The organism is Stenotrophomonas sp. JAI102 (genome assembly GCF_013409105.1).
Taxonomy (GTDB): Bacteria; Pseudomonadota; Gammaproteobacteria; order Xanthomonadales; family Xanthomonadaceae; genus Stenotrophomonas; species Stenotrophomonas maltophilia_AA.
In genome coordinates this window covers 774,228-797,140 of record NZ_JACCCI010000002.1, presented here as the reverse complement: position 1 = coordinate 797,140, position 22,913 = coordinate 774,228, and the positions used below count along the sequence as shown (strand labels likewise).

The 22,913-nt window shown below is 68.4% G+C and carries 18 protein-coding genes; 2 read left to right on the top strand and 16 right to left on the bottom strand.

Going from position 1 to position 22,913, the window contains the following annotated elements; genetic code table 11:
- Positions 1–38: 38 nt before the first annotated feature.
- Genes HDC96_RS12175 through HDC96_RS12165 form a run of 3 tightly spaced genes read right to left on the bottom strand, consistent with a single transcriptional unit; the run spans position 39 to position 2,183 of the window.
- A complete protein-coding gene (locus HDC96_RS12175) occupies positions 39–605 on the bottom strand; it encodes a hypothetical protein (protein WP_179460199.1) in 567 nt (188 codons plus the stop codon).
- An 8-nt stretch (positions 606–613) separates the two neighbouring features.
- Positions 614–1,825: a TonB family protein gene (locus HDC96_RS12170; protein ID WP_179460198.1), complete on the bottom strand. Its 1,212-nt coding sequence runs from the start codon at positions 1,823–1,825 to the stop codon at positions 614–616.
- On the bottom strand, positions 1,818–2,183 hold the full coding sequence (locus HDC96_RS12165; RefSeq protein ID WP_179460197.1) for a BlaI/MecI/CopY family transcriptional regulator: 366 nt from the start codon (positions 2,181–2,183) through the stop codon (positions 1,818–1,820). The genes HDC96_RS12170 and HDC96_RS12165 overlap by 8 nt, the downstream gene beginning before the upstream one ends.
- A gap of 213 nt (positions 2,184–2,396) precedes the next feature.
- Here HDC96_RS12165 and HDC96_RS12160 point away from each other — a divergent pair, with 213 nt between their 5' ends.
- The gene (locus HDC96_RS12160) at positions 2,397–4,349 is read left to right on the top strand and encodes an acetyl-CoA hydrolase/transferase C-terminal domain-containing protein (RefSeq protein ID WP_179460196.1); all 1,953 of its coding nucleotides are present in this window, start codon (positions 2,397–2,399) and stop codon (positions 4,347–4,349) included.
- Between the two features lie 127 nt (positions 4,350–4,476).
- Here the strand turns inward: HDC96_RS12160 and tkt are convergent, their stop codons facing one another.
- The 13 genes from tkt to HDC96_RS12095 all read right to left on the bottom strand — a co-directional run bounded on the left by tkt (position 4,477) and on the right by HDC96_RS12095 (position 20,156).
- A complete protein-coding gene (gene tkt, locus HDC96_RS12155; protein ID WP_179460195.1) occupies positions 4,477–6,486 on the bottom strand; it encodes a transketolase in 2,010 nt (669 codons plus the stop codon).
- Positions 6,487–6,636: 150 nt separating this feature from the next.
- Positions 6,637–7,986, bottom strand: a complete 1,350-nt coding sequence (locus HDC96_RS12150) for a dicarboxylate/amino acid:cation symporter (RefSeq protein ID WP_179460194.1) — start codon at positions 7,984–7,986, stop codon at positions 6,637–6,639.
- Positions 7,987–8,053: 67 nt separating this feature from the next.
- The gene (locus HDC96_RS12145; protein ID WP_179460193.1) at positions 8,054–9,757 is read right to left on the bottom strand and encodes a BatD family protein; all 1,704 of its coding nucleotides are present in this window, start codon (positions 9,755–9,757) and stop codon (positions 8,054–8,056) included.
- Positions 9,754–11,502 carry a VWA domain-containing protein gene (locus HDC96_RS12140; RefSeq protein WP_179460192.1) on the bottom strand — a complete coding sequence of 583 codons (1,749 nt, stop codon included), beginning with the start codon at positions 11,500–11,502 and terminating at the stop codon, positions 9,754–9,756. The genes HDC96_RS12145 and HDC96_RS12140 overlap by 4 nt, the downstream gene beginning before the upstream one ends.
- Positions 11,499–12,506 carry a VWA domain-containing protein gene (locus HDC96_RS12135; protein ID WP_179460191.1) on the bottom strand — a complete coding sequence of 336 codons (1,008 nt, stop codon included), beginning with the start codon at positions 12,504–12,506 and terminating at the stop codon, positions 11,499–11,501. The genes HDC96_RS12140 and HDC96_RS12135 overlap by 4 nt, the downstream gene beginning before the upstream one ends.
- Entirely contained in the window at positions 12,503–12,964 is a 462-nt protein-coding gene (locus HDC96_RS12130; protein WP_179460190.1) for a DUF4381 family protein, read from the bottom strand. The genes HDC96_RS12135 and HDC96_RS12130 overlap by 4 nt, the downstream gene beginning before the upstream one ends.
- The gene (locus tag HDC96_RS12125; protein WP_176988340.1) at positions 12,961–13,884 is read right to left on the bottom strand and encodes a DUF58 domain-containing protein; all 924 of its coding nucleotides are present in this window, start codon (positions 13,882–13,884) and stop codon (positions 12,961–12,963) included. Before HDC96_RS12125 ends, HDC96_RS12130 begins: the two co-directional genes overlap by 4 nt.
- Positions 13,885–13,889: 5 nt before the next feature.
- Complete coding sequence (locus HDC96_RS12120; protein ID WP_179460189.1) at positions 13,890–14,912, bottom strand: MoxR family ATPase; 1,023 nt, start codon at positions 14,910–14,912, stop codon at positions 13,890–13,892.
- A 139-nt stretch (positions 14,913–15,051) separates the two neighbouring features.
- Complete coding sequence (locus tag HDC96_RS12115; protein ID WP_179460188.1) at positions 15,052–17,031, bottom strand: type IV pilus secretin PilQ family protein; 1,980 nt, start codon at positions 17,029–17,031, stop codon at positions 15,052–15,054.
- 20 nt (positions 17,032–17,051) lie between these two features.
- A complete protein-coding gene (locus HDC96_RS12110; protein WP_257018742.1) occupies positions 17,052–17,546 on the bottom strand; it encodes a pilus assembly protein PilP in 495 nt (164 codons plus the stop codon).
- 38 nt (positions 17,547–17,584) lie between these two features.
- Positions 17,585–18,262: a type 4a pilus biogenesis protein PilO gene (locus HDC96_RS12105; RefSeq protein WP_179460186.1), complete on the bottom strand. Its 678-nt coding sequence runs from the start codon at positions 18,260–18,262 to the stop codon at positions 17,585–17,587.
- Positions 18,259–19,098, bottom strand: coding sequence for a PilN domain-containing protein (locus HDC96_RS12100; protein ID WP_179460185.1), 840 nt, complete (start codon positions 19,096–19,098; stop codon positions 18,259–18,261). Before HDC96_RS12100 ends, HDC96_RS12105 begins: the two co-directional genes overlap by 4 nt.
- Entirely contained in the window at positions 19,098–20,156 is a 1,059-nt protein-coding gene (locus HDC96_RS12095; protein WP_019183880.1) for a pilus assembly protein PilM, read from the bottom strand. Before HDC96_RS12095 ends, HDC96_RS12100 begins: the two co-directional genes overlap by 1 nt.
- 223 nt (positions 20,157–20,379) lie before the next feature.
- Between HDC96_RS12095 and HDC96_RS12090 the strand changes: the two genes are divergently transcribed.
- Positions 20,380–22,800, top strand: coding sequence for a penicillin-binding protein 1A (locus tag HDC96_RS12090; RefSeq protein ID WP_179460184.1), 2,421 nt, complete (start codon positions 20,380–20,382; stop codon positions 22,798–22,800).
- Positions 22,801–22,913 lie beyond the last annotated feature (113 nt).

Below are 22,913 nucleotides of genomic sequence, written 5' to 3'. Positions count from 1 at the left end.
CGGCTCCCCTGCAACGTGCTGCCCGTCCGTCGTTTTCCTCAGCGCCCCTGCCGGCGCACCACGTGCTGCCCTTTCACGATCTCGAACGTGAAGCCGTACAGCAGACTCACCGGCACCGGTTCAATGCGCTCGGCGCCCTCGCAGCTACCCCGATCCGTTGGCACGCGCTGCGGAGGGAAATGACAGACGGCCGCGGGGACAAAGCGCCACATCGCCACCGCTTCCTGGGCAGCCTGCATGAGGGGCGCGTTCTCCGGCGCATTGCCGGCGGCACAGTCGCTGCGATCGCTCACGGGCAGACTGCGTTCGACCTTGCCTTCCGTATCGATCACCAGTTGCAGGCACACCGTCGTCGGTGCCAGCGCGCGGCGCGGATCGCGATCACCGACAGCCGGGTCCGGCCCCGCATTGAGCTGCGGCATCCGGTAGCCTTCGGTCGGCCCCAGCTGATACGTCTCCACCTTCCCGCTGCCATGACTGCCGACATTCGGTTCCAGACGCTGGTGGTCCACGTTCTCGGCGCGAGTGTCCACCGTGGTGATCTGGTCGTGGCCGGCACAGCCTGCCAGGAGGGCCACCGACAGCACGGTCGCTGCCGCGCGCATTACGCGCATCACGGCGCGGACTCCTCGTCATCCATCGCGAAGGTGACCGGAATCTTCAGCGCCGAAGCCACCGCCTTGCCGTTTCTGATCGCCGGTTCGAAGGTCCACTGCTTCGCGGCAGCGACCGTCGCGTCATCGAATACACCCGCCGGGCTCGCCTCAAGCACGCGCACGTCGGTCGCTGTGCCTTCGGCATCCACGTCCACCCGGACGACGACCTTGCCGACGATGCGCTGCTCGACGGCGATCTTCGGGTAGGACGGTGGCGGCATTCGGTGGGCGATGGCCATGCGATCGGCCACCACGGCGCTCCCGCCGATCCCGCCGGCCGCCGCGACTGCATTGCCCTGGCCAGCCCAGGCCACGGTCCCCATCCCCACGCACAGCCCGATCACCATCACCTGCCCCGTCAACCACGGCACCGTCCTGCGCTTGTGTTCCTTCAACATCGCAATCCGCTCCTTCAACATCGGTTGGCTGCGCCAGTGGCAGGCCATCGGCGCAACCGGGTGGACCAACTGCGCCTTGAGCAGCGCGGTGGCGTAGAGCCGGCGCAGGGCCGGATGCGGGTCGACCGTGCGCGCGTCGCAGGCCAATTCCTGGTCACGCAGGAAGCGGCGCGCCGCCCACGGCAGCAATGGGTGGAACCAGAACACGCAGCGCAGCAGGGCCAGCGCGGCGTTTGCCCAGGGATCGCCATGACGGCGATGGCTGTGTTCATGACGCAGGATCAGGTCCTGCTCGGCCGGGCTGAAACGCTGCTCGAAGTCGGGGCCGACCACGATCCGCGGGCGCCACAGGCCGACCAGCGCCGGCAGGCCCGGGTCGCCACTGGCCTGCCAGCTGCCGTCCGTGCGCGGCTGGAGCTCGCCCAGTGCATGCTCGAAGCGGCGCTGCGCTCGCCAGCTGAAGCAGGCCACCGCTACCGCGCCCAGCAACCACACCGTCAACAGCAGCAGCGGCCACTGCGAGGCGTCGGTGGGCACGGCCGGCGGGCGCAGGGCCGACGCCATGACCATGACCGGGTCCATTTCAGTCATCGGCAGCCGCGGCAGCGGCAGGTACGGAACCACAAGGATCAACGGCAGCAACCACCAACTGCGGTAGGCGAGCGCTGGGCCTCCGAGGCGCAGCAGCAGGGGCCTGGCCGCGGCCAGCACCAGCGTCGCCACCGACAGCCACACGCTGGCCTGCAGTAGTCCCTCGAGCAGCTCATTCATGGTCCATCTCCTGGATCAGCTTTTTGAGCTCGGCGATGTCCTGCGCGCTGAGCTCCCCGCGCTGGCTGAAGTGCGCCACCAGCGGCGCGACGCGGCCGTCGAAAACGCGGTCCAGGAAGCCCTCGCTCTGTTCGGCCACCCAGGCCTGGCGCTGCAGCACCGGCGAGTACAGATAGCGACGCCCGTCGCGGCTGGCGCTGATCGCGCCCTTGGTCAGCAGCCGGTTGAGCAGGGTCTTGATGGTGGGCTCGGCCCAGTCGCGGCGGGCCAGCGCGACGACCACCTCGTCGGCGCCCAGCGGATGGTTCCGCCACAGCACCTCCATCACCACGGCTTCGGCTTCACTGATCTGGCTCATCATTTACATCCGTAATCGACAACTCGATTACGCCCGTAATCAACCCGGGTGTCAACCCTTCGACAGCCGGTTCATGCAGCCGCTGCCAGCATCGGCGCATGCCCACGGAGCCCTCGATGAGACGCTACCGAACATTCGATGAAGTCTCGCGTGGCCGTCTGTTCAAACCGGAAATGCTGTAATGACCCGCATGATTTCGCAGGATAGCGCCGCATGACCGAACACCTGACCGACCTGGACGCCGCCGTCGACTGGCTGCTGCAGCGGGTCGATGGCCCCCTGCGCATCGGCGCCCCGCTCGCCTTGGGCAAGCCGCACCGGCTGCTCAACGCGCTGTATGCCCGTGTTGAAAACGATGCCTCGCGGCCGCTGCAGTTGTACACCGCGCTGTCGCTGAATCCGCCGCGCGGCGGTGCGGGGCTGGAAGCCCGCTTCATGAAGCCGTTCGCCGAGCGTCACTTCGGGGAGGATTTCCCGCGGCTGGCCTACGCCGATGCAATGGTGCGCGACCAGCTGCCGGCGCATGTGCAGGTGGAAGAGTTCTACATGCAGTCGGGCGCGCTGCTCGGCTCATCGCAGGCCCAGCGCAGCTACACCAGCCTGAACTACACGCACGCCGCCGATGCGGTGGCGCAGCGCGCCCCGCATGCGATCGTGCAGAAAGTGGCGATGCGCGCGAATGATCGGCGCTTGTCGCTGTCGTGCAACAACGACATCACCCAGGACACGCTGGATGCGATGGTCGCGCGCGGGTTGCCCCGCCCGTTGATGATCGCCGAGATCGATCCGCAACTGCCCTACCTGGCGGGCTCGGCCACGGTCGACGTGTCGTTCTTCGATCTGGTGATCACGCCACCGGGGCCGTATCCGGCGCTGTTCGGCCTGCCGCGCCAGCCGGTCAGCGATGCCGACTACGCGATCGGCCTGTACGCCAGCACGCTGGTGCGCGATGGCGGCACGCTGCAGATCGGCATCGGCACGCTGGCCGATGCGCTCAGCCATGCACTGGTACTGCGGCATACCGACAACGCCCGCTACCGGCAGATCCTGCAGGCGCTGGATCCCGGCCTGGCCAGCCACCCGACCGTGCTGGAATGCGGTGGCCTGGAGCCGTTCGAGATCGGCCTGTACGGCTGCAGCGAAATGCTCAACGAGGGCTTCCGCCGGCTGGTCCAGACCGGCGTGATCCGGCGCAAGGTGCACGACGATCTGGCGCTGCTGCAGCGGATCGAGAACGGCACCGCGTGGACCACCGATTACGCTACGCTCGAGGCCGAGGGCGAGTACCTGCACGGCGCGTTCTACCTGGGCTCGCCGGAGTTCTACCAGTGGCTGCGCGACCTGCCCGATGACGAGCGCAGCGCGATCGGCATGCGCCGGATCAGCGAGATCAACCAGCTCTACGGCGGCGATGAAACGCTGGAGCGGATGCAGCGCCGCGATGCGCGTTTCTTCAACTCCTGCATGATGGCCACCGCGCTCGGCGCCGCCGTCTCCGATGCGCTGGAAGACGGCCGCGTGGTCTCCGGCGTGGGCGGCCAGTACAACTTCGTGGCGATGGCGCATGCCCTGCCCGGCGCGCGCAGTGCGTTGATCTTCCGCGCCACCCGCGAGGACAAGGGCACGCTGCAGTCCAACGTGCGCTGGAACTATGGACACACCACGATCCCGCGGCACCTGCGCGATCTCTACATCAACGAGTACGGCATCGCCGACCTGCGCAACATGACCGACGAGGACTGCGTGATCGCCATGGCTGCCATCACCGATGCACAGTTCCAGGCCGCGTTGCTGGATACGGCGAAAGCCTCGAAGAAGCTGGCGACCGGTTTCACGCCGTCCGCGGATGGTCAGCGCAACACGGCCGCGGCGGTCAGTGCGTCGCTGGCGCCGTTCCGCCAGTCCGGGCTGCTGCCGGACTATCCGCTGGGCAGCGACTTTACCGAGGTCGAGCAGCACTTGGTCAAAGCGCTGGGCTGGCTGAAGCAGAACACGCAGACGCCGATGGCGAAGTTGCGCACGGTGCTGGCCGCGGTGGCCCAACCTGCCGGCGATGGCGATCAGGCCTATCTGCAGCGGATGGGGCTGGATGCGCCGAAGACGTTCGGCGAACGCATCGAAGCACGGCTGGTGCGGTTGGGATTGGCGCGCACCGCAGCCGGGTGACTGGGATCCACGCCGTGGATCTACCCTCGATCAAGGATCGTGGTTTTTGCCCGTCAACAAACGAAAAGGCCGGGGAATATCCCCGGCCTTTCGTTTTGCAGCTACCGGACAGAGCCCGGCGCCACGATCAGTTCGCCAGCTGCGCCTTGGCCGCGGCCACGACGTGTTCGGCGGTGATGCCGAAGTGCTTGTACAGCGCCTCCGCCGGCGCCGAGGCACCGAAGGTGTCGATGCCCACCACCGCACCGTCCAGGCCCACGTACTGGCGCCAGAAACCGGTGACGCCGGCTTCCACGGCCACGCGGTTGCGCACGGCGTTGGGCAGCACCGACTCGCGGTACGCCGCGTCCTGGCGCTCGAAGACATCGGTCGACGGCATCGACACCACGCGGGTCTTGATGCCGGCGGCATCCAGTTCCGCCTTGGCGGTCACGGCCAGGCCCACTTCCGAACCGGTGCCGATCAGGATCACGTCCGGCACGCCGCCTTCGGCGTCGGCCAGCACGTAGCCACCGCGCGCGATCTGGGCGACCTGCTCGGTGCTGCGCGGCTGGTGCGGCAGGTTCTGGCGGCTGAACACCAGGCAGCTCGGGCCGTCCTTGCGGGTGATCGCCGACTTCCAGCTCACTGCCGATTCGACCGCATCGCACGGGCGCCACACATCGTTGTTCGGGATGTAGCGCAGCGAGGCCAGGTGCTCCACCGGCTGGTGGGTCGGGCCGTCTTCGCCGAGGCCGATCGAATCGTGGGTGTATACGTGGATCGCGTGGGCCGGGATCAGCGCGCTCATGCGCACGCCGTTGCGGGCGTAATCGCTGAACACCAGGAAGGTGGCGTCGAACGGAATGAAGCCGCCATGCAGGGCCAGGCCGTTGGCGATCGCGGTCATGCCGAACTCGCGCACGCCGTAATAGACGTAATTGGCGTTCGGGTCATCGGTGGCGACCGACTTGCTGGCCTTCCACAGGGTCAGGTTGGAGTGCGCCAGATCGGCTGAACCGCCCACCAGTTCCGGCAGCAGCGGCGCGAACGCTTCGATCGCCAGCTGCGAGGCCTTGCGCGAGGCGATGGTCTGGCCGTCGGCCTGGACCTGGGCGATGTAGGCATCGGCCTTGGCGATGAAATCGGCCGGCAGCTCGCCGTGCGAACGACGGATCAGCTCATCGGCTTCGGCCGGGTACTGCGCGGCGTACTTGTCGAACTGCTGCTCCCACTCGGCCTGGCGCAGGGTGCCGGTACCGCCGGCACGCCAGCCGGCGTAGATCTCTTCCGGAATCTCGAACGGGCCGTACGGCCAGCCCAGCTGCTTGCGGGTCGCTTCCAGCTCGTCCTTGCCCAGCGGGGCGCCGTGGCTGGATTCCTTGCCGGACTTGTTCGGCGAGCCGAAGCCGATGGTGGTGCGGCAGCAGATCAGGGTCGGCTTGTCGAACTGCGCCAGCGCGCTGTCGATGGCGGACTTGATGCTCTCCGGATCGTGGCCATCGACGCCGCGCACCACGTTCCAGCCATAGGCTTCGAAACGCTCGGGGGTGTTGTCGGTGAACCAGCCATCGGTGTTGCCGTCGATGGAAATGTGGTTGTCGTCCCAGAAGCAGACCAGCTTGGACAGGCCCCAGGTGCCGGCCAGCGAGGCGGCTTCATGCGAGATGCCTTCCATCAGGCAGCCATCGCCGAGGAACACCCAGGTGCGGTGGTCGACGATCTCGTGTTCCGGGCGGTTGTAGCGCTGTGCCAGCAGCTTCTCGGCCAGGGCGAAGCCCACGGCATTGGCCAGACCCTGACCCAGCGGACCGGTGGTCGTCTCCACGCCGGGGGTTTCATGGTGTTCCGGGTGGCCGGCGGTCTTGCTGCCCAGCTGGCGGAACTGCTTGAGCTGCTCGATCGGCAGGTCGTAGCCGCTCAGGTGCAGCAGCGCGTACTGCAGCATCGAGCCGTGGCCGTTGGACAGCACGAAGCGGTCGCGGTTGAACCACTTCGGATTCTTCGGGTTGTGACGGAGGTAGTCGTTCCAGAGCACTTCGGCGATGTCGGCCATGCCCATCGGCATGCCGGGATGACCGGACTTGGCGGTTTCGACCGCATCAGCGGCGAGGAAGCGGATGGCATTGGCCAACTGGCGGCGGGTAGGCTGCGTCATGGTTCTGTCGGAGTCGGGAGGCTCCCGCGGAGCTGCGGGCAGCCCATTGTCCCACAGGTGATCGGCGGGGTCAGGCCGGAGACAGGCCAGGCCCTTAACGAAACGCCCCGCACAAGGCGGGGCGTCGGGAATCCGCAGGCCTGCGCAGGCTCAGTCGCGCGGGGCCGGAGCGGGTGCCGGGGCCGGGGCAACCGCGGCCACGACCGGGCCGTCGTCCACCTCGCCCTTGGCCACCAGGGTGGTCAGGGCCAGATCGCCGGTCACGTTCAGCGCGGTGCGGCACATGTCCAGGAAGTGGTTGACGCCCAGGATCAGGCCGATGCCCAGCGGGTTCACGCCGACCATGGCACAGATCATCGCCACCACCGGCAGCGAGCCGGAGGGCACGCCGGCGGTGCCGATGCCGCCCAGGATGCAGACCGCCATCACCATGATCTGCTGGCCGATGCTCAGGTCCACCCCGAAGAACTGCGCCAGGAAGATCACGGTCACGCCCTCGAACAGCGCGGTGCCGTTCTGGTTGGCGGTGGCGCCCACGGTCAGCACGAAGCGCGAGACCTTCTGCGGCAGGCCCATCTGGTCGGCCACGCGCAGCGCGGTCGGCAGGGTGGCGTTGCTGGAGGCGGTCGAGAAGGCCATCACGGTGGCCTCCTGGGTATCGCGGAAGAACGCCAGCGGCGAGCGGCCGGAGAGCCACACGGCCACGCCGTAGGTCACCACCATGTGCAGCCCAAGCGCCAGCACCACCACGCCCACGTAGGCGCCCAGGCGGATGATCAGCTCGAAGCCGAACAGGGCCGCCAGGTTGAACATGAAGCAGGCCACCGCGTAAGGGGCCAGCCGGATGACCAGGTTGATCAGGGTCATCGAGATTTCGAAGATGCCCTCGATGGCGCGACGCAGCGGGGCGACCTTCGCCTCATCGGTCAGCACCATGCCGATGCCGAACATCAGCGCGAAGAACATCAGCGAGAGGATCGCGCCATTGCTGGACGCCGCCGCGACCACGTTGCTCGGCACGATCGACAGCAGCATGTCCATGCCCTTCGGCACGCCATGGATGCCGGCGACGATTTCCTTGCTGCGCTCGGCATTCTCGGTGAGCATCTGCGCGGCCACGACCGGGTCCACGCCCACCCCCGGCTTGAGCACGTTGACCAGCACCAGGCCGATGCCCACGGCGATGCCGGAGAGCAGGATGGTGTAGGCCAGCGTCTTCCAGCCGATGCGGCCGAGGGCGCGGATGTCGCCCATCTCCGACACGCCCATGATCAGCGCCGAGAAGATCAGCGGCACGATCAGCATGAAGATCAGATTGAGGAACAGGCCCGAGGCCGGGGTGGTGATGTAATCCATCACCCACTTGGCACCGGTATGCAGGCCGTCGACGCTGCCACCGAGGGCATGGACGGTCAGCCCAAGGACCAGGCCGATGATGAAGCCGATGCCCATTTTCCAGTGCAAAGGCAGTTTCTGCCGGGTCGTTGCGGCCTCAGTCATGGAGCGGCGTTCCTCGAAAAAATGAAATCAGCTTAGCAAAGCGGGCCGCCCTGACCGATACGCCTTTTTATGAATGCGCGGGCGGGTACAACGGCGCCAACCCATTGTCCTTGGCGGCCGCAGACGCCCGCCAGTGCGGTCCGTCATGGAAGGCCCGCCGCAGCGACTGCCGCGCCTCGCCGACATCGCCGCCCTGCCCGCCCCAGCGGACCTGCTGCATCCGGATCAGCGTGTCGCGCTGCTGAGCGTCGTCGAGGCGCTCCAGCACCTGCTCCAGGGTCTGCACGCCGCCCATCCCGGCCAGCACGACGATGATCTCGTCGAACCCACCGGCTTCCATGGCCCGGCGCAGGTCGGCGCGGGTGTACGTGCCCGCTGATGGGGCAGAGGACACAGTGCCCTCGCCGCCCCGCACGACCCGCGGACGAGCGCGTCGGCGCCAGCCCCAGGCGAGGGTCAGCAGCCACTGCACCGCCAGGCCGGCCGACAGCGCGATCCAGCCCCACGGGCGCGATGCGGCCTGCATCGGCGCCAGCTGCAGATCGGAGGAAGCGGCCGCCGGTTCGCCCGGCAGGGCCGACGTGGTGTCCACCGGCAAAGTCGGCGCGGCGCTGCCGCCCACACCGGCGGTGATCGCCAGCTGCAGGTCCGGCAGGCTGGCCGTGCGCGCCTGGCCGGCCGCCACGTCCCACCACGCCATGCGCAGGCCCGGGACGGTCAGCGACCCGGCCTGGCGCGGCACGATCGCGAAGCGACGGGTCAGCGTGAGCTGCGGCGTGCTGCCATTGAAGGTTTCATCGAACTGCGGCGGCTCGGCGAATACCTGGGCGCCCGGGCCCACGTCGGGCACCGGCAGTTCCGGGAACTGCGCCTTGGTCGCGCCCTCGGCAACGGCCTCCACCACCACGGTGGCCGCTTCGCCGGCACGGCCGGTGGTGGGCGCAGCGGTGTAGCGAAGGCGCAGCCCATGCAGCGGCAGCCACGGTTGCGGTGCCGAGGCCGGTTGCGCCTGGACCTGCAGGGTGCGCGGGGCGGAGGCCGCGCGCAGGCGGCCATCGCCGCCGAACATGTCATCGAAGAAGCCGCCCGCGCTGCGCCCGTTGAACTGCGCCGCCGGCAGCGCCAAAGGACCGCTGCGCTCGGGGATCAGCAGGAAGCGCCGCTCCACCACGTTATAGCGGCGGCCGTTGACCTCGCGCACCTGGGTGCGGTCTTCGCCGACGCGCTGCAACGATGCGCCGGCAGGCGTATCGAGCACCAGTTCACCACTAAGGAGCTGTGCGGCGTAGAACAGGCGCACCACCACGCCGACGCTCTGCTGCACATACGGCGAGGCATCGTCGACCTCGGTTTCCAGGAACACGGCGGCGTTGCTACTGGCGGTCGCCGGGGCAGCGGCGCTGCTGGCGCCGACCTGCAGGGTCAGCGGCTGGGTACGGCTGCTGCCGACCTGCAGCGCCGGAATATGCAGGGTGCCGGCGCGCTTCGGGGTGAGCGCCACGGCGTACAGCGCGCGCGAGGTCGTCGCGCCATTGCTCCACTGCATCTGGCGGCTGCTGGTCTGGCTGCTGAGGTCGAAATCGGCTCGCAGCGGCGCGTAATCCGGTGCACCGCCGCCGGCATCGGATTCGATGTTGAGGGTAACCGTGTCGCCGTCGGTGATCTGCTCGCGGTCGAGCCAGGCGCGGGTCTGCGCGTGCGCGGCCATGCTCGCGCACAGCAGCAGGGCAAGCCCGGCGCGCAACCAGCGCTGTATCGTGGAATGTGTCATCGCCCTTCCCGTTTCCTGCGTTCGTTTTCCAGCTGGAACTTGGCCCGCAGCAGACTACCCGGGTCATCCGGCACGCGGCGCATCCAGGCTTCGACCGCCTGCTGCTGCTCGCGCTGCTGCGGCGTGCCGCTGACCTGGCCCTGCGCCTTGTCGTTGCCGTCGCCCTGCCCCTGGCGCTGCATGGCCTGCTGCATGCGTTCGCGCTGGGCCGCGTCGGCCTCGGCCTGCGCCTGGCTGTCGGCGGCCTGCGGCGGCGTCCCGCCCTTGGGTTGGCCGTCCTTCGGCTCACCGGTCGCGGGCGGCGGTGACTGGCCCTGTTCACCCTTGTCCTGCGGCGGCGCAGCGTCACCGTTCTGGCCCTGCCCCGGGTTCTTGCCGGGATCGGGCTTGTCGGAGGGCGGCTTCTTTCCGTCCTTCTGATCGTTGTTCCGGTCGTTGTTCTGCGGCGGCCTGCGCTTGCGGGCGGCGTCGACTGCCGCGCGATTGGCGACCGCGTCGGCCATGCCCGGATGCTTTTTCAATGCGCGGTCGTAGGCCTCGATGGCGGCATCGTACTGTCCCTGGCGCGCCAGCGCGTTGCCGAGGTTGTACCAGCCGGCATCGGTATCGATGCCCTCGAACTGCTGCTGCGCGGCCTTGAAGTCGCCTTTGCGATACGCATCCACACCGGTGGACAGGCGTTGCTGATCGAGCTGGTCGGCGCGTTGCCACCACGTGCCTTCGGCAGCGTGCGCCGGCATCGGCATCGCCATCGGCAGCGCCGCGACCATCACCAGCACCGCCAGCGCGCCGCGTCGGCGGAACGCGAACAGCGCCAACAGCGTCAGCGGCGGCAGCAGCCAGAAGCCTTCATCGCGCCAGGTGCGGCCCTGCCCTTCCCGGCTGTCATCGGCACTGACGCGCGGGGTCAACACGTCGAGCGCGGCCAGGTCCTTGTCATCGCTGGCCACGCGCGCATAGCGACCGCCACCGCGGCTGGCGACGCTGCGCAGCGCGCCCTCCTCCAGGCGCGCCGGCACGATCTGACCCTCGCCGTTGCGATAGGCCGCGCCCTGCGGCGTACCCAGCCCGAGCACGGAGACCACGAAGCCCTGCGCGCGGGCCGCGGCTGCCGCCTGTTCGGCATCGGCATCGGCGCGGTCGGTGAGCAGCAGGATGTCGCCGCCGCGTGCGCCGGACTGCTGCAGCAGCTTGACTGCCGTTTCCAGCGCGCGGTCGGCGCGCTGGCCATCGCGGGGCATCACATCGGGGGCCAGCGCATCCAGGTACAGCGCGACATTGGCCATGTCGTCGGTCAACGGCGCCACGGTATAGGCATCGTCGGCGTACACCACCAGGGCGACTTCCCCACCCTGGCGTTCGCGCAGCAGCGTGGCGAGCTTCGCGCGTGCCTGCAGCAGGCGCGACGGCGGCAGATCGGTCGCGGTCACCCGCGAGGACAGGTCCAGCGCGACCACCAGCGGCGACGGCGTCTGCCACAACGGCTGTGCGACCTGCCGCCATGAGGGACCGGCCAGCGCCACGATCGCGATGGCCGTGCCCAGCAACAACAGGATCAGCCCACCCCAGGCGCGACGGTCGCGGCCCACCAGCAGATGGCGGAGCAGATGCGCATCCACGGTCTGGCGCCAGACATTGGCGCGACGCCGGCGCAGCCACCAGATCGCCACCAGCAGCGGCAGCACGAGCAGCCCCCACAACGCATCGGGACGGATGAAATGCAGGGCGTTCCAGCTTGCGGTCATGTCCAGCGCCTCGGCAACAGCCACGCCAGGCCGGCCAGCAGCAGTGCCAACGCCAGCGGCAGGGCGTAACGCTCGATCCGCGGCCGCACCGCCGGCCCGGCCGATTTAACCGGCTCCAGGCGTTCCAGCTCGGCGTAGATGCCGGCCAGCTCATCGGTATTACGCGCCCGGAAAGAGCGCCCGCCGGTGAGCTCGGCGATCCTGTTCAACGTGGCTTCGTCGACCGGATCTTCGCCGGGCGCGATCTGCACGCCGAACAGGCTGATGCCGCCGTCACCGCCAAAGGCCACGGTGTAGACGCGGACCCCTTCGGCCTGGGCCAGTTCGGCCGCACGCAGCGGTTCGAGCACGCCGGCGTTGCTGACGCCGTCGGTCAGCAGGATCAGCACGCGCTGGCCTTCGGGTTGTTCGCGCAGGCGCTTGACCGCCAGCGCGATCGCGTCGCCGATCGCGGTCTCGCGCCCGGCCAGCCCGACCACGCTGTCGCGCAGCTGATCGCGCACGCTGGTGAGGTCGGCGGTCAACGGGGTCAACGTGTAGGCACGCTCGCCGAAGATCAGCAGGCCGACGCGATCACCGACGCGGCGATCCAGGAAGTCGGCCAGCACGGCCTTGGCCGCGGTCAGCCGCTCGACCACCTGGTTGCCGAGCATCATGTCCGCCTCGCTCATGCTGCCGGAGACGTCCACCGCGAGCATCATCTGGCGGCCCTGCTGCGGCGGTGTCACCGCGTCACCGAGCTGCTGCGGTCGCGCAGCCGCCACGCACAGGCAGGCCCACGCCAGCCACAGCAGCGCGCGGCCCAGCCGTGGGCCGGCACCGCCCGCGGCAGCACCCAGCGACTGCAGTTGATCGGCCGCGTAGGGCACGCGCAGTGCGGCGCCCGCGCCGGGCCGTGACGGCCACCAGCGCATCAGGATCGGCAAGGGCAGCGCCAGCAGCATCCACGGCCAGGCGAGGCTGTCGAGCCAGCTCAACCACGCCGGCAGGGTGATCGCGATCATCGGCGCCGCTCCGTGAGCAGCGACAGATAACGGCGGCGTGCAAGGACGCGCAGACGCTGCACCGCTTCGGCGTCGGCACGTGGGCGGTAGCTGCCGTCGAGCAGCAGCGCGCCATCGCCGTCGGAGAAAGCCCGGCTGTTCTTCTCATCGAGGAAGGCCAGCCATTCACTGCCCTGCAGCCGTTCGGCGCCGGGCTGATGCTGGCGCGCCGCGCGGCGCAGCAGGTCGGCGATCGCCGCGATCTCGGCAACCGGCGAGCCGGCCTGGGCCACCTCGGCATCGAACAGCGCCAGCCAGCGCTGGCGCGTACGCCGCCGACGCCACTGCCAGGCCCAGATCGCGGCGACCACCAGCGCAAGGGCCGCAAACACCAGCCACCAGCCGGGCGCCGGCGGCCACCACGGCGGTGAGGGCGGCAACTGCACATCGCGCAGCGGCAGCGAGGCGGCGGCGCTCATGCCACCACCGCAGTCGGCAGCGGACTCAACCAGCTGTCGCTGGCGTCGTCGGTGGCCACCACATGCACCTGGATGCGGCGCGCGGCCAGGCTGTTCTGCAGCGTCTCCAGCGGCGCCACGAACCGCTCGCGCCAGTGCTCGCGCACCGCAGTGCTGCCCAGATCGAGCAGCACGCGACGGCCCTGCGAGAGAAACGGCAGCGCGTCGGCCGGCGGCGCCAGTTCGAGGGGATCGACCAGCAGCATCACCACCACTTCGTGGTGCATGGCCAGCGCGGCCCAGCGCGCACTCCCGATCGTGGCCGCACGCGCCGGATCGGCCAGCACCACTACGCGCGCACCGGGGCGCAGCAGCCGCGCCGCCTGTTCCAGCGCGCGATCCAGCCCGGCATCCTCGGCGGGCGGTTCGGCGTACCAGCGGGTCAGCGCATCGAGCACGCGCAACACGCCGCGGGTGCCACCGGCCGGTGCGATCGGCGGCTCCTGGGTGCTGCCGCGCACGGCCGCGAGGCGGTCACCCTGACGCTGTGCCAGCCACGCTGCCACCGCGCCGACCCGCGCGGCCTGTACGGATTTGAAACGGACCCGGGTGCCGAAATACAGCACCGGGTCGGTATCGGCGACCAGCAGCGTCAACCGCTCGCGTTCGGCCTGGAACAGCTTGGTATGCGCGCGTCCGGTGCGGGCGGTCACACGCCAGTCGATATGCCGCGCGTCATCGCCGGGCACGTAGTCGCGGGACTCGGCATACTCCATGCCGCGTCCGCGTGCGGGCGACGGCGCACTGCCGGCATGACCCAGCCGGCCACGCCGCGCCGGCGGCGCGCGGTGCGCACTGCGGCGCAACGCCACCAGCTCGGCCAGACTCGGCCGCAGGCCATCGCCCTCCAGCGGCGTGGCGCTCTGCGCGGGGGTGTCCATCGCGCTCAGGGCGCCGGCACGCGGGCCAGCAGCTCGGCGACCAGGCGTTCGCCATCCCAGCCTTCGGCGGTGGCTTCATAGCTGGGCAGCACGCGATGGCGCAGCACATCGGGCGCGACGTTGCGCACATCCTCCGGGGTGACGAAGTCGCGCCCGGCCAGCCAGGCGCGCGCCCGCGCACAGCGCTCCAGCGCGATCGAGCCACGCGGGCTGGCGCCCCAGGCGATGCGCCGCGCCAGCGCCGGGTCGTAGCGCGCGGCATCGCGCGAGGCCAGCACGATTTCGATGAGGTAGCGTTCCAGCGCCGGCGCGACATGCAGCGACAGCACCGCCTTGCGGGCGGCGAACACATCGCTCAGCGGCATGCGCACCGGCGCGGCGGCCGGCGTGGACAGCGCTTCACGGGCGCGCTCGCGCGCCAGCCGCAGGATCTCGGTTTCGGCGTCCGAATCGGGGTAACCAATCCGCACATGCATCAGGAAACGGTCCAGCTGCGCTTCCGGCAGCGGGAAGGTGCCTTCCTGCTCGATCGGATTCTGCGTGGCCATCACCAGGAACAGCGAGGGCAGCGGATAGGTATGGCGGCCAACCGTCACCTGGCGCTCGCCCATCGCTTCGAGCAGGGCCGACTGCACCTTGGCCGGCGCACGATTGATTTCGTCGGCGAGCAGGATCGGATGGAAGATCGGACCCGGCACGAATTCGAACCGCCCTTCCTGCGGGCGCCAGATCTCGGTGCCGGTCAGGTCGGCCGGCAGCAGGTCCGGGGTGAACTGCACGCGCGAGAAATCCGCATCCAGCCGGGCGGCCAGCGCGCGGATCGCGGTGGTCTTGGCCAGGCCGGGGGCGCCCTCGACCAGCAGGTGGCCATCGGCCAGCAGCGCGGTCAGCAGGCGCTCGACGAGCGCACTCTGGCCGACGATCTCGGATGACAGGCCGTCGCGCAGCGCGCGGAAGGCATCGTGCAGGCGGTCGTGCTCCACCGGAGCGGGCGTCGGGGTATCGGGCATGGGGGGCGGCAGATTCATGGCATCCATGTGACCTCCACGGTGGGCAGAGGTTCCATCACCATGATGGCAGGACAGTGGCGGTTACGACATCAAGATTGGCTGAACGCAGAAAGGGCCGCACAGGGCGGCCCTTTCCTCATTGCAGCAGCGGTGCGGCTCAGTTGACGGCCGGATTGGCCTTGGCCACGCGCAGCACCTTCGGGGTCACGAACACCAGCAGTTCGGCCTTGTCCTTGTTGCGGCTGCGCTTCTTGAACAGATTGCCCAGGAACGGCACGTCGCCCAGGAACGGCACCTTGTTGATGCTGGTGCGGTCGGTGAACTCGTACACGCCACCGATCACCACGGTCTGGCCATCGTCCACCAGCACCGCGGTATTCACTTCGCGGCGGTTGATGGTCGGGACCTGGCCGTAGCCTTCCAGCAGGATGTACTGCTCCACTTCATCCTTCTTGACCGACATGTTGAGGAACACACGGTTGTCGTTGGTGATGGTCGGGGTGACCTTCAGTTCCAGCACCACTTCCTTGAACTGGACGTTGGGCTGGGCCGCGGCACCGGCCGCACCGCCACCGCTGATGGTGACGTAGCCGATTTCCTTACCCTGCTTGATCACTGCTTCGCGCTGGTTGGTGGTCACCACGCGCGGGTTGGAGATCACTTCGCCGCGCGATTCGGCCTGCATGGCCGATAGTTCCACGTCCAGCAGGTAACCGGCATTGAGGATCGACAGCGCCAGCGAACCGGGGTTGTTGATCGCGGCCACCGGCAGGTTCCAGTTCAGGCCGTCGGCGAACTTGGTCCCGCCACGGACCGGGATCGCACCGGTACGGCCACCGGCCACCCACTCGTTGATCGCCTTCTGGTACTCGAGGTCCTTGGTGCCGCGATCGGTGATGTTGGCGTGGTTCTGATCGGTGTTGGCGCCGAAGAACACGTCCTGGCGGCTGCCGCTGATGCCGAACTTGGCCCCCAGCTCGCGCGCGAAGGTATCGGTGGCGATCACGATCCGGCTTTCGATCAGCACCTGGTCGACCGGACGGTCGATCACGCTGATCAGCTCACGCATCCGCGCGATCTTCTTCGGGATGTCGCTGATCATCAGCGTGTTGGTGCGCTCGTCGGCTACGATCCGGCCGCGCGAGGACAGGAACCCGCTGTCTTCCTGCGAGCTGCCACCGCCACCGCCACCGCTGCTGCCGCCGATGCCCTTGGCTTCGGTCAGCGCTTTGAAGATCGCCGCGGCGTTGTGGTAGTTGATCTGTACGTAATCGGTGACCAGATCCTCGCGGTTCTCGATCGCGATGCGGGCGTCTTCCTTGTCCTGCTCGAACTTGGCCAGCTCCGGTTGCGGCGCCACCCAGATCACGCCGCCATCGCGGCGCTTGTCCAGGCCCTTGGCCCGCAGCACGATGTCCAGCGCCTGGTCCCACGGCACGTTGATCAGGCGCAGGGTCACGTTGCCCTGCACGCTGTCGGAGGCGACCACGTTGAGGTTGGACTCCTCGGCGACCAGCTGCAGCACGGTACGGACCGGCACATCCTGGAAGTTGAAGGTCACCGGCTTGCCGCTGTAGCCGCGCTGGCCGAGTGCCGCCGCGGCCTGGCTCACGCTGGTCGCGGTGATCGCACCGGCGGCCGGGGCCGCCTGGCGCGGGCTGATCTCGACCACGTATTCGTTGCCGCTCTGATACGCCAGCGACTCGAAGGCGGTATTGGTATTGAGCACCAGCTGGGTGCCGCCGCCATAGGGCTTGGGATCGATGCGCTGCACCGGCGTGGCGAAGTCGGTCACGTTGATCGACTTCTGCAGGCTTTCCGGCAGGCGCGCGTTGCCCACGTCGATGACGACGCTGTTGCCCTGGCTGCGCAGGTCCGGGCTGGCGCCCTGGCCGTCGAACTGCAGGATGAGCCGGCCGGCGCCATCGTCGCCGCGCTTGAAGTCGATCTTGGACACCGACAGCGATGCCGGTGCGGTCGCCGGCGCGGTGGTGGCCGCCGGTTTGGGCACGGCGCCGCTGGGCGTGGCCGCCATCAGCGTGCCGTTGGCCACCATGAGCGCGACTCCCAGCGCGCACAGGTGGAACAACTTCTGGCGCCGGACGGAACGCAGCCGCAGGGCGTTGGAAAAGGTCATCGTGCTATCCCCATAATCATTCATTGATCTTCAAGCGCGAGCGTTGCCGGCCGTTCCAGCCAGCCACCCGCGCCATCCGGCACCAGTTCAATCAGCTCAATCCGGTCCTCGAAGACCCCGGTCACCCGCCCGTCGCTCTGCCCCAGATAGACGCCCGGACGCACCCGATAGGTGACCTTGTCCGGCGCCATCACCAGCGCGACGAGCCCGCCCCCACGGCCGATCGAACCCACCATGTCCAGGCTGTCCAGCGGGAAATCTTCCAGCGGCTCCTTGCGGCGGTTCGGATCCGGACGCAGCCCCGATCCCCCTTGCGGATTGGTCCAGGCGTCGGTGAACGGGTCGCGCATCCCCTGCGCGGAATATTCAAACGTCTCGAACTGCTGCATCACCGGCAGCGGTTCGAGCGGCGGTGCCGGGCGTGCACGCACGTCGGCCACCCACTTCTCCAGGTTCGGCGCATCGCCGGGCGTGCTGGTCACGCCGCGGGCGCAACCGGCCAGCAGCAGTACCATCAACAGGCCGCATACCCGTGCGGTCGAGGTCAGGCGGCTCATTTCCGGCCTCCCTTCTTCGCCGCTTTTTCCTTCTCGGCGGCAGCCTTCTCCTGGGCTTCCATCTCCACGTCATCCAGGTAACGGTAGGTCTTGACCGTTCCGGACAACTCCAGCGCACCGCTGCGGGCGGTGATGCCGGTCTTGGGATCCTTCGGCTTCAGGTTGATGTCGTGCATGGTCAGGATGACCACGCGCGGCAGCGAGGCCACACCGCTGACGAACGCGCCGAACTGGTGGTAACTGCCCACCATGCGCAGGGCGATCGGCTTCTCGGCGTAGAACTCCTTGGGCTGCTCGGCACCGGGCTGGAACAGCTCGTTGGACAGGCCGCTGGACAACGCGGTCTGCGAGATGTCGATGATCAGGTCCGGCATCTCGGTCTTGCTGGGCAGCTGGCGCAGCATCTGCTGCAGCACCTGCTCCATCTGGGTCAGCTGCTGCTTGAGCGGCTCGAGGTTGACCGCGCGGCCCTGTTCCTTCTCGAACTCGGCACGCAGCTGGGTCTCGCGGCTTTCCAGCGAGGCCAGCTCATCGCGCTTGCCGCTGATCAGCAGGAACCAGGCCATGATCATGATGAACAGCGCCAGCAGCACGCAGAACACGACCTTGGCCTTCTGCGGCCAGTTGCCGATGTTGTTGAAGTCCAGCTCTTTGAGATTGATCTTCTGGCTCATGCGGCGGCCCCCTTCTGGGCCGGGGCCGGCGCCGCCGGTTGTGCAGGTTGCGCGGAGGGCGTGGACGGCACGATGCGGCTGCTGCCGGTCGGCTTGGCCGGATCGGCGGCATCGGGCGAGACCGGCGCGGCCGGTGCGTCGGCCGGTGCCGGCGACAGCGGGGCGACCGGTGCCACCGGGGTCGCACCCGGCGGGGCGGGATCGGCGGTCGGCTCGATCACGCTGCCATCGGCGGCCAGCTCGGTGACGCTGCTCTGGGCCGGCAGATTGACCTTGACCACGAACATGTACGGCAGCGACTTGATGTCCATCACCGGACCGCTGGCGGCCCCGGCCTTGTCACGCTCCGGCGCCTTGGCCTCGATGATCGACAGCTCCGGGTTGGTCATCCAGCCCGAGCTTTCCAGATTGCGCATGTAGGCACTGACGCGCGCATTGGACTGGGTACGACCTTCCAGGGTCAGCACGTCGCCCTCCTGCTTGAGCGTGGTCAGCACCACCCCGTCCGGGATGGTCCGCACCAGCGCATCGAACAGATGCACCATCTGCGAGCGCTTGGCCTGCAGTTCCTCGATCACGGCCTTGCGCGCCAGCAGGCGATCCTTCTGGCGGTCCAGGCGTTCGATCTCCTTGTTCTGCTCCTTGACCTTGTCGATCTCGGCCTGCAGGAAGGTGTTGCGATCGCCCTGTCCGCTGACCTGGCGGTCGTAGTAGAACCAGATCAACAGCGACAGCAGCAGGCCGCCGATGGCGGCCGCACCGAGCATGGCGTAGAAGTCGCGCTGGCGTTGCTTGCGCCGCTCGGCGCGCCAGGGCAATAAATTGATGCGCGCCATCAGTCAAAGCTCCTCAGGGCCAGACCAGTGGCGATCATCAGCGCCGGGGCATCCTGGGCCAGGGCGTGTGCCTGCACCTTCGGGCCCAGTGTCATCTGTGCCAGCGGGTTGGCCACCACGGTGGCCACGCCCAGCTGCTCTTCCACCATGTCCGGCAGGCCGGTCAGGGCCGCGCAACCGCCGGCAAGCACGATGTGGTCGACCCGGTTGAACTCGCTGCCCGCATAGAAGAACTGCAGCAGGCGGCTGATCTGCTGGACCGTGGCCTCCTTGAACGGCTCCAGCACTTCCATCTCGTAGCTTTCCGGCAGTCCGCCCTGGCGCTTGGCCAGGCCGGCCTCTTCGTAGGTCAGCCCGTAACGGCGCATCACTTCGTCGGTCAGCTGCTTGCCGCCGAACACCTGTTCGCGGCTGTACAGGCTGCGCCCGCCGCGCAGGACGTTCAGGGTGGTCATGGTGGCGCCGATGTCCACCAGCGCGACCACGCCATCACTGGCCACCGGCAGCTCGCTGGCGACCAGGGCGAAGGCGTTCTCCACCGCGAAGGCCTCCACGTCCATCACCCGCGCCACCAGCCCGCCCAGCTCAAGCGCCGACTGGCGCAGCTCGACGTTCTCCGACCGCGAGGCGGCCAGCAGCACCTGGACCATTTCAGGGTTGTTCGGAATCGCACCCAGCACTTCGAAATCGAGGTTCACTTCCTCGATCGGGTACGGGATGTAGTTGACCGCCTCGAGCTCGACCTGGGCTTCCATGTCGTTCTCGTCCAGATCGGCGGGCATCGGGATCAGCTTGGTGATCACGGCCGAGCCGGCCACGGCGGCGGCGGCATGCCGTGCCTTGGTTCCGGAGCGGTTCACGGCGCGTCGAATGGCCTCCCCGACCGCTTCGACTTCCACGATGTTCTTCTCCACCACCGCATTCGGCGGAAGTGGTTCCACAGCGTAATGTTCCACGCGGAAACGATTGCCGCTGCGGGATAGCTGCAACAGCTTTACTGCAGTCGAGCTGATATCGACGCCGATAAGAGGCGACTGGCTTTTTGGGATAAGCCCCACGGTTTCTCCCCTGCCGATGGGCACTTGGACGCAGAACCTGCGACCGCGCATTAATAACGTTTTTTTTGCAAATCGCAACCGTCAAGCTGTAAAACGAGCACCAGTGCTCGTTTCACGCGTCCCCAGACGGTGATCGACTGCTCTCCCCAGGAACACCCCCAGCCGTTCCCTTGCGTAATCTATACTCTGCGACCACGAAATTCGCAATCGGAATCTGTCACTGATGACACGTCTTCGCCGTTGGCTGCGCTGGATGCTGGTCGCGTTCCTGGTCCTGGCATTGATCGGCGCCGCGGTTGCCGGTGGCCTGTACTACGCCGTCTCCTCCAAGCTCCCGGACGTGCAGACCCTGCGCGACGTGGAGATGCAGGAGCCCATGTACGTCTATGCCAGCGATGGCAAGCTGATGGCGGTGTTCGGCGAGACCCGGCGCACCCCCATCACCATGAAGGACGTCCCCGAGCGCCTCAAGCAGGCCTTCCTGGCCACCGAGGACGCGCGCTTCTACGAGCACGGCGGCGTGGACTACAAGGGCATCGGCCGCGCGGTCTGGCTGCTGGCCACCACCAACGACAAGCGCGTGCCCGGTGGGTCGACCATCACCCAGCAGGTCGCCCGCCAGTTCTTCCTGAGCTCGGAATACAGCTACACCCGCAAGCTGGCCGAGATCCTGCTGGCGCGCAAGATCGAGAGCGAGCTGAGCAAGGACGAGATCTTCGAGCTGTACCTCAACAAGAGCTTCTTCGGCAACCGCGCCTATGGCGTGGCCGCCGCGGCCGAGTTCTATTACGGCAAGAAGCTGGGCGAGCTGGACCTGGACGAGATGGCCTCGCTGGCCGGCATCCCCAAGTTCCCGTCCTCCGGCAACCCGATCAGCAACCCCGAGCGCGCCCGCGAGCGCCGCGACTACTATGTGCTGCAGCGCATGGCCAGCCTGGGCTTCATCTCCCAGGCCGAGGCCGACGCGGCCAAGGCCGTGCCGATGCACGCCACCGCGCATGAGCCGCCGCTGCAGGTGGAAGCCCCCTACGTGGCCGAGCTGGTCCGCCAGGAAATGATCGCCCGCTTCGGCGGCGACGTGGTCAACAAGGGCTACCACGTGACCACCACGATCAACGCCGAGCTGCAGACCGCGGCCAACCTGTCGGTGCGCGATGGCCTGCTGGCCTACGACCACCGCCACGGCTGGCACGGCGTGGAGCAGCACGTGGAGGTCCCGGCCGACGCCGATGCCGCCGCGCTGGCCACCAAGCTGTCCGGCATTCCCGCACAGACCGGCCTGCTGCCGGCGATCGTGGCGGCGACCGCCGCCGATGGCAGCGCGACCGTGGTGCTGGGCAACCGCAGCGAAGTGGTGCTGCCCGCCAGTGCTGCCCGCTGGACCAACAAGACCCCGGCCAAGCTGGTGACCCGCGGCGATATCGTGCGCGTGCGGGCCGGCGGAAAGGACGGCGAGTGGCTGCTCGACCAGATCCCGCGCGGCCAGGCCGCCCTGGTCTCGCTGGACGCGGAAAACGGCGCGTTGAGGGCGCTGGTCGGCGGCTTCAGCTTCTCCGGCAACAAGTTCAACCGCGCCACCCAGGCCCGCCGCCAGCCGGGCTCGAGCTTCAAGCCGTTCATCTATGCGGCCGCCTTCGACAAGGGCTTCAACCCGGCCTCGATCGTGCTCGATGCCCCGGTCGTGTTCCGCGACCGCCGCGGCAAGACCTGGTCGCCGCAGAACGACGGCGGCGGCTTCCGTGGCCCGATGCGCCTGCGTGAAGCACTGGTGCAGTCGCGCAACCTGGTCTCGGTGCGCCTGCTCGATGGCATGGGCGTGGATTACGCGCGCAAGTACATCAGCGAGTTCGGCTTCGCCGAGGCCGAGCTGCCGCCGAACCTGTCGATGTCGCTGGGCACCGCCTCGCTGACCCCACTCTCGGTGGCGCGCGGCTATGCCGTGTTCGCCAACGGCGGCTCGCGCGTGGACACCTGGCTGATCGACCGGGTCGTCGACCGCGATGGCGTGGAAGTGTTCAAGGAAAACCCGGCCGTGGCCTGCCGCGACTGCGCCGGCACCAGTGGCGTGCCGGTCAGCCAGGTCGTGGACGGCTTCAACTTCGGCGCCGCGCCCGCGGCCAACGCCGCACCGGCCAAGCCGCAGCAGGCGGCCGCCGTGGAAGCCCCGGCCCCGGTCAACCCGGATGCCAAGGTCGCCCCGCGCGCGATCGATGCCCGCACCGCATACCAGCTCAACTCGATGATGCGCGACGTGGTCCAGCGCGGCACCGGTACCGCGGCCAAGGTACTCGGCCGCGAAGACGTGGGCGGCAAGACCGGCTCGACCAACGATCACCGCGACGCCTGGTTCTCCGGTTTCGGTGGCCCGTACGCGACCACCGTGTGGGTAGGCCGCGACGACTTCCGCTCGCTCGGCTACCGCGAGTACGGTGGCCGTGCCGCCCTGCCGATCTGGATCGAGTACATGCGCGTCGCGCTGAAGGACACCCCGGTCGCGCAGAACGAGCCGCCGTCGGGCATGGTCCAGGCCACGCTCAACGGCGCGACCGAGTGGGTCAAGGTGGAGGACATGGAGAAGCTGGAGGAGTACGACTTCAACAGCCACACCCCGCAGGCCGACGACGCCGCGTTCGACATCTTCTGACCGCATGCGCCGGGTACGCCCGGCGCCGCGATGGAACACAGGCCGGGCAGTGCCCGGCCTTTTTTTCAGCTCTACCCCCCTGTCACATCGCCGGTGTACATTGCCGTGCAGGT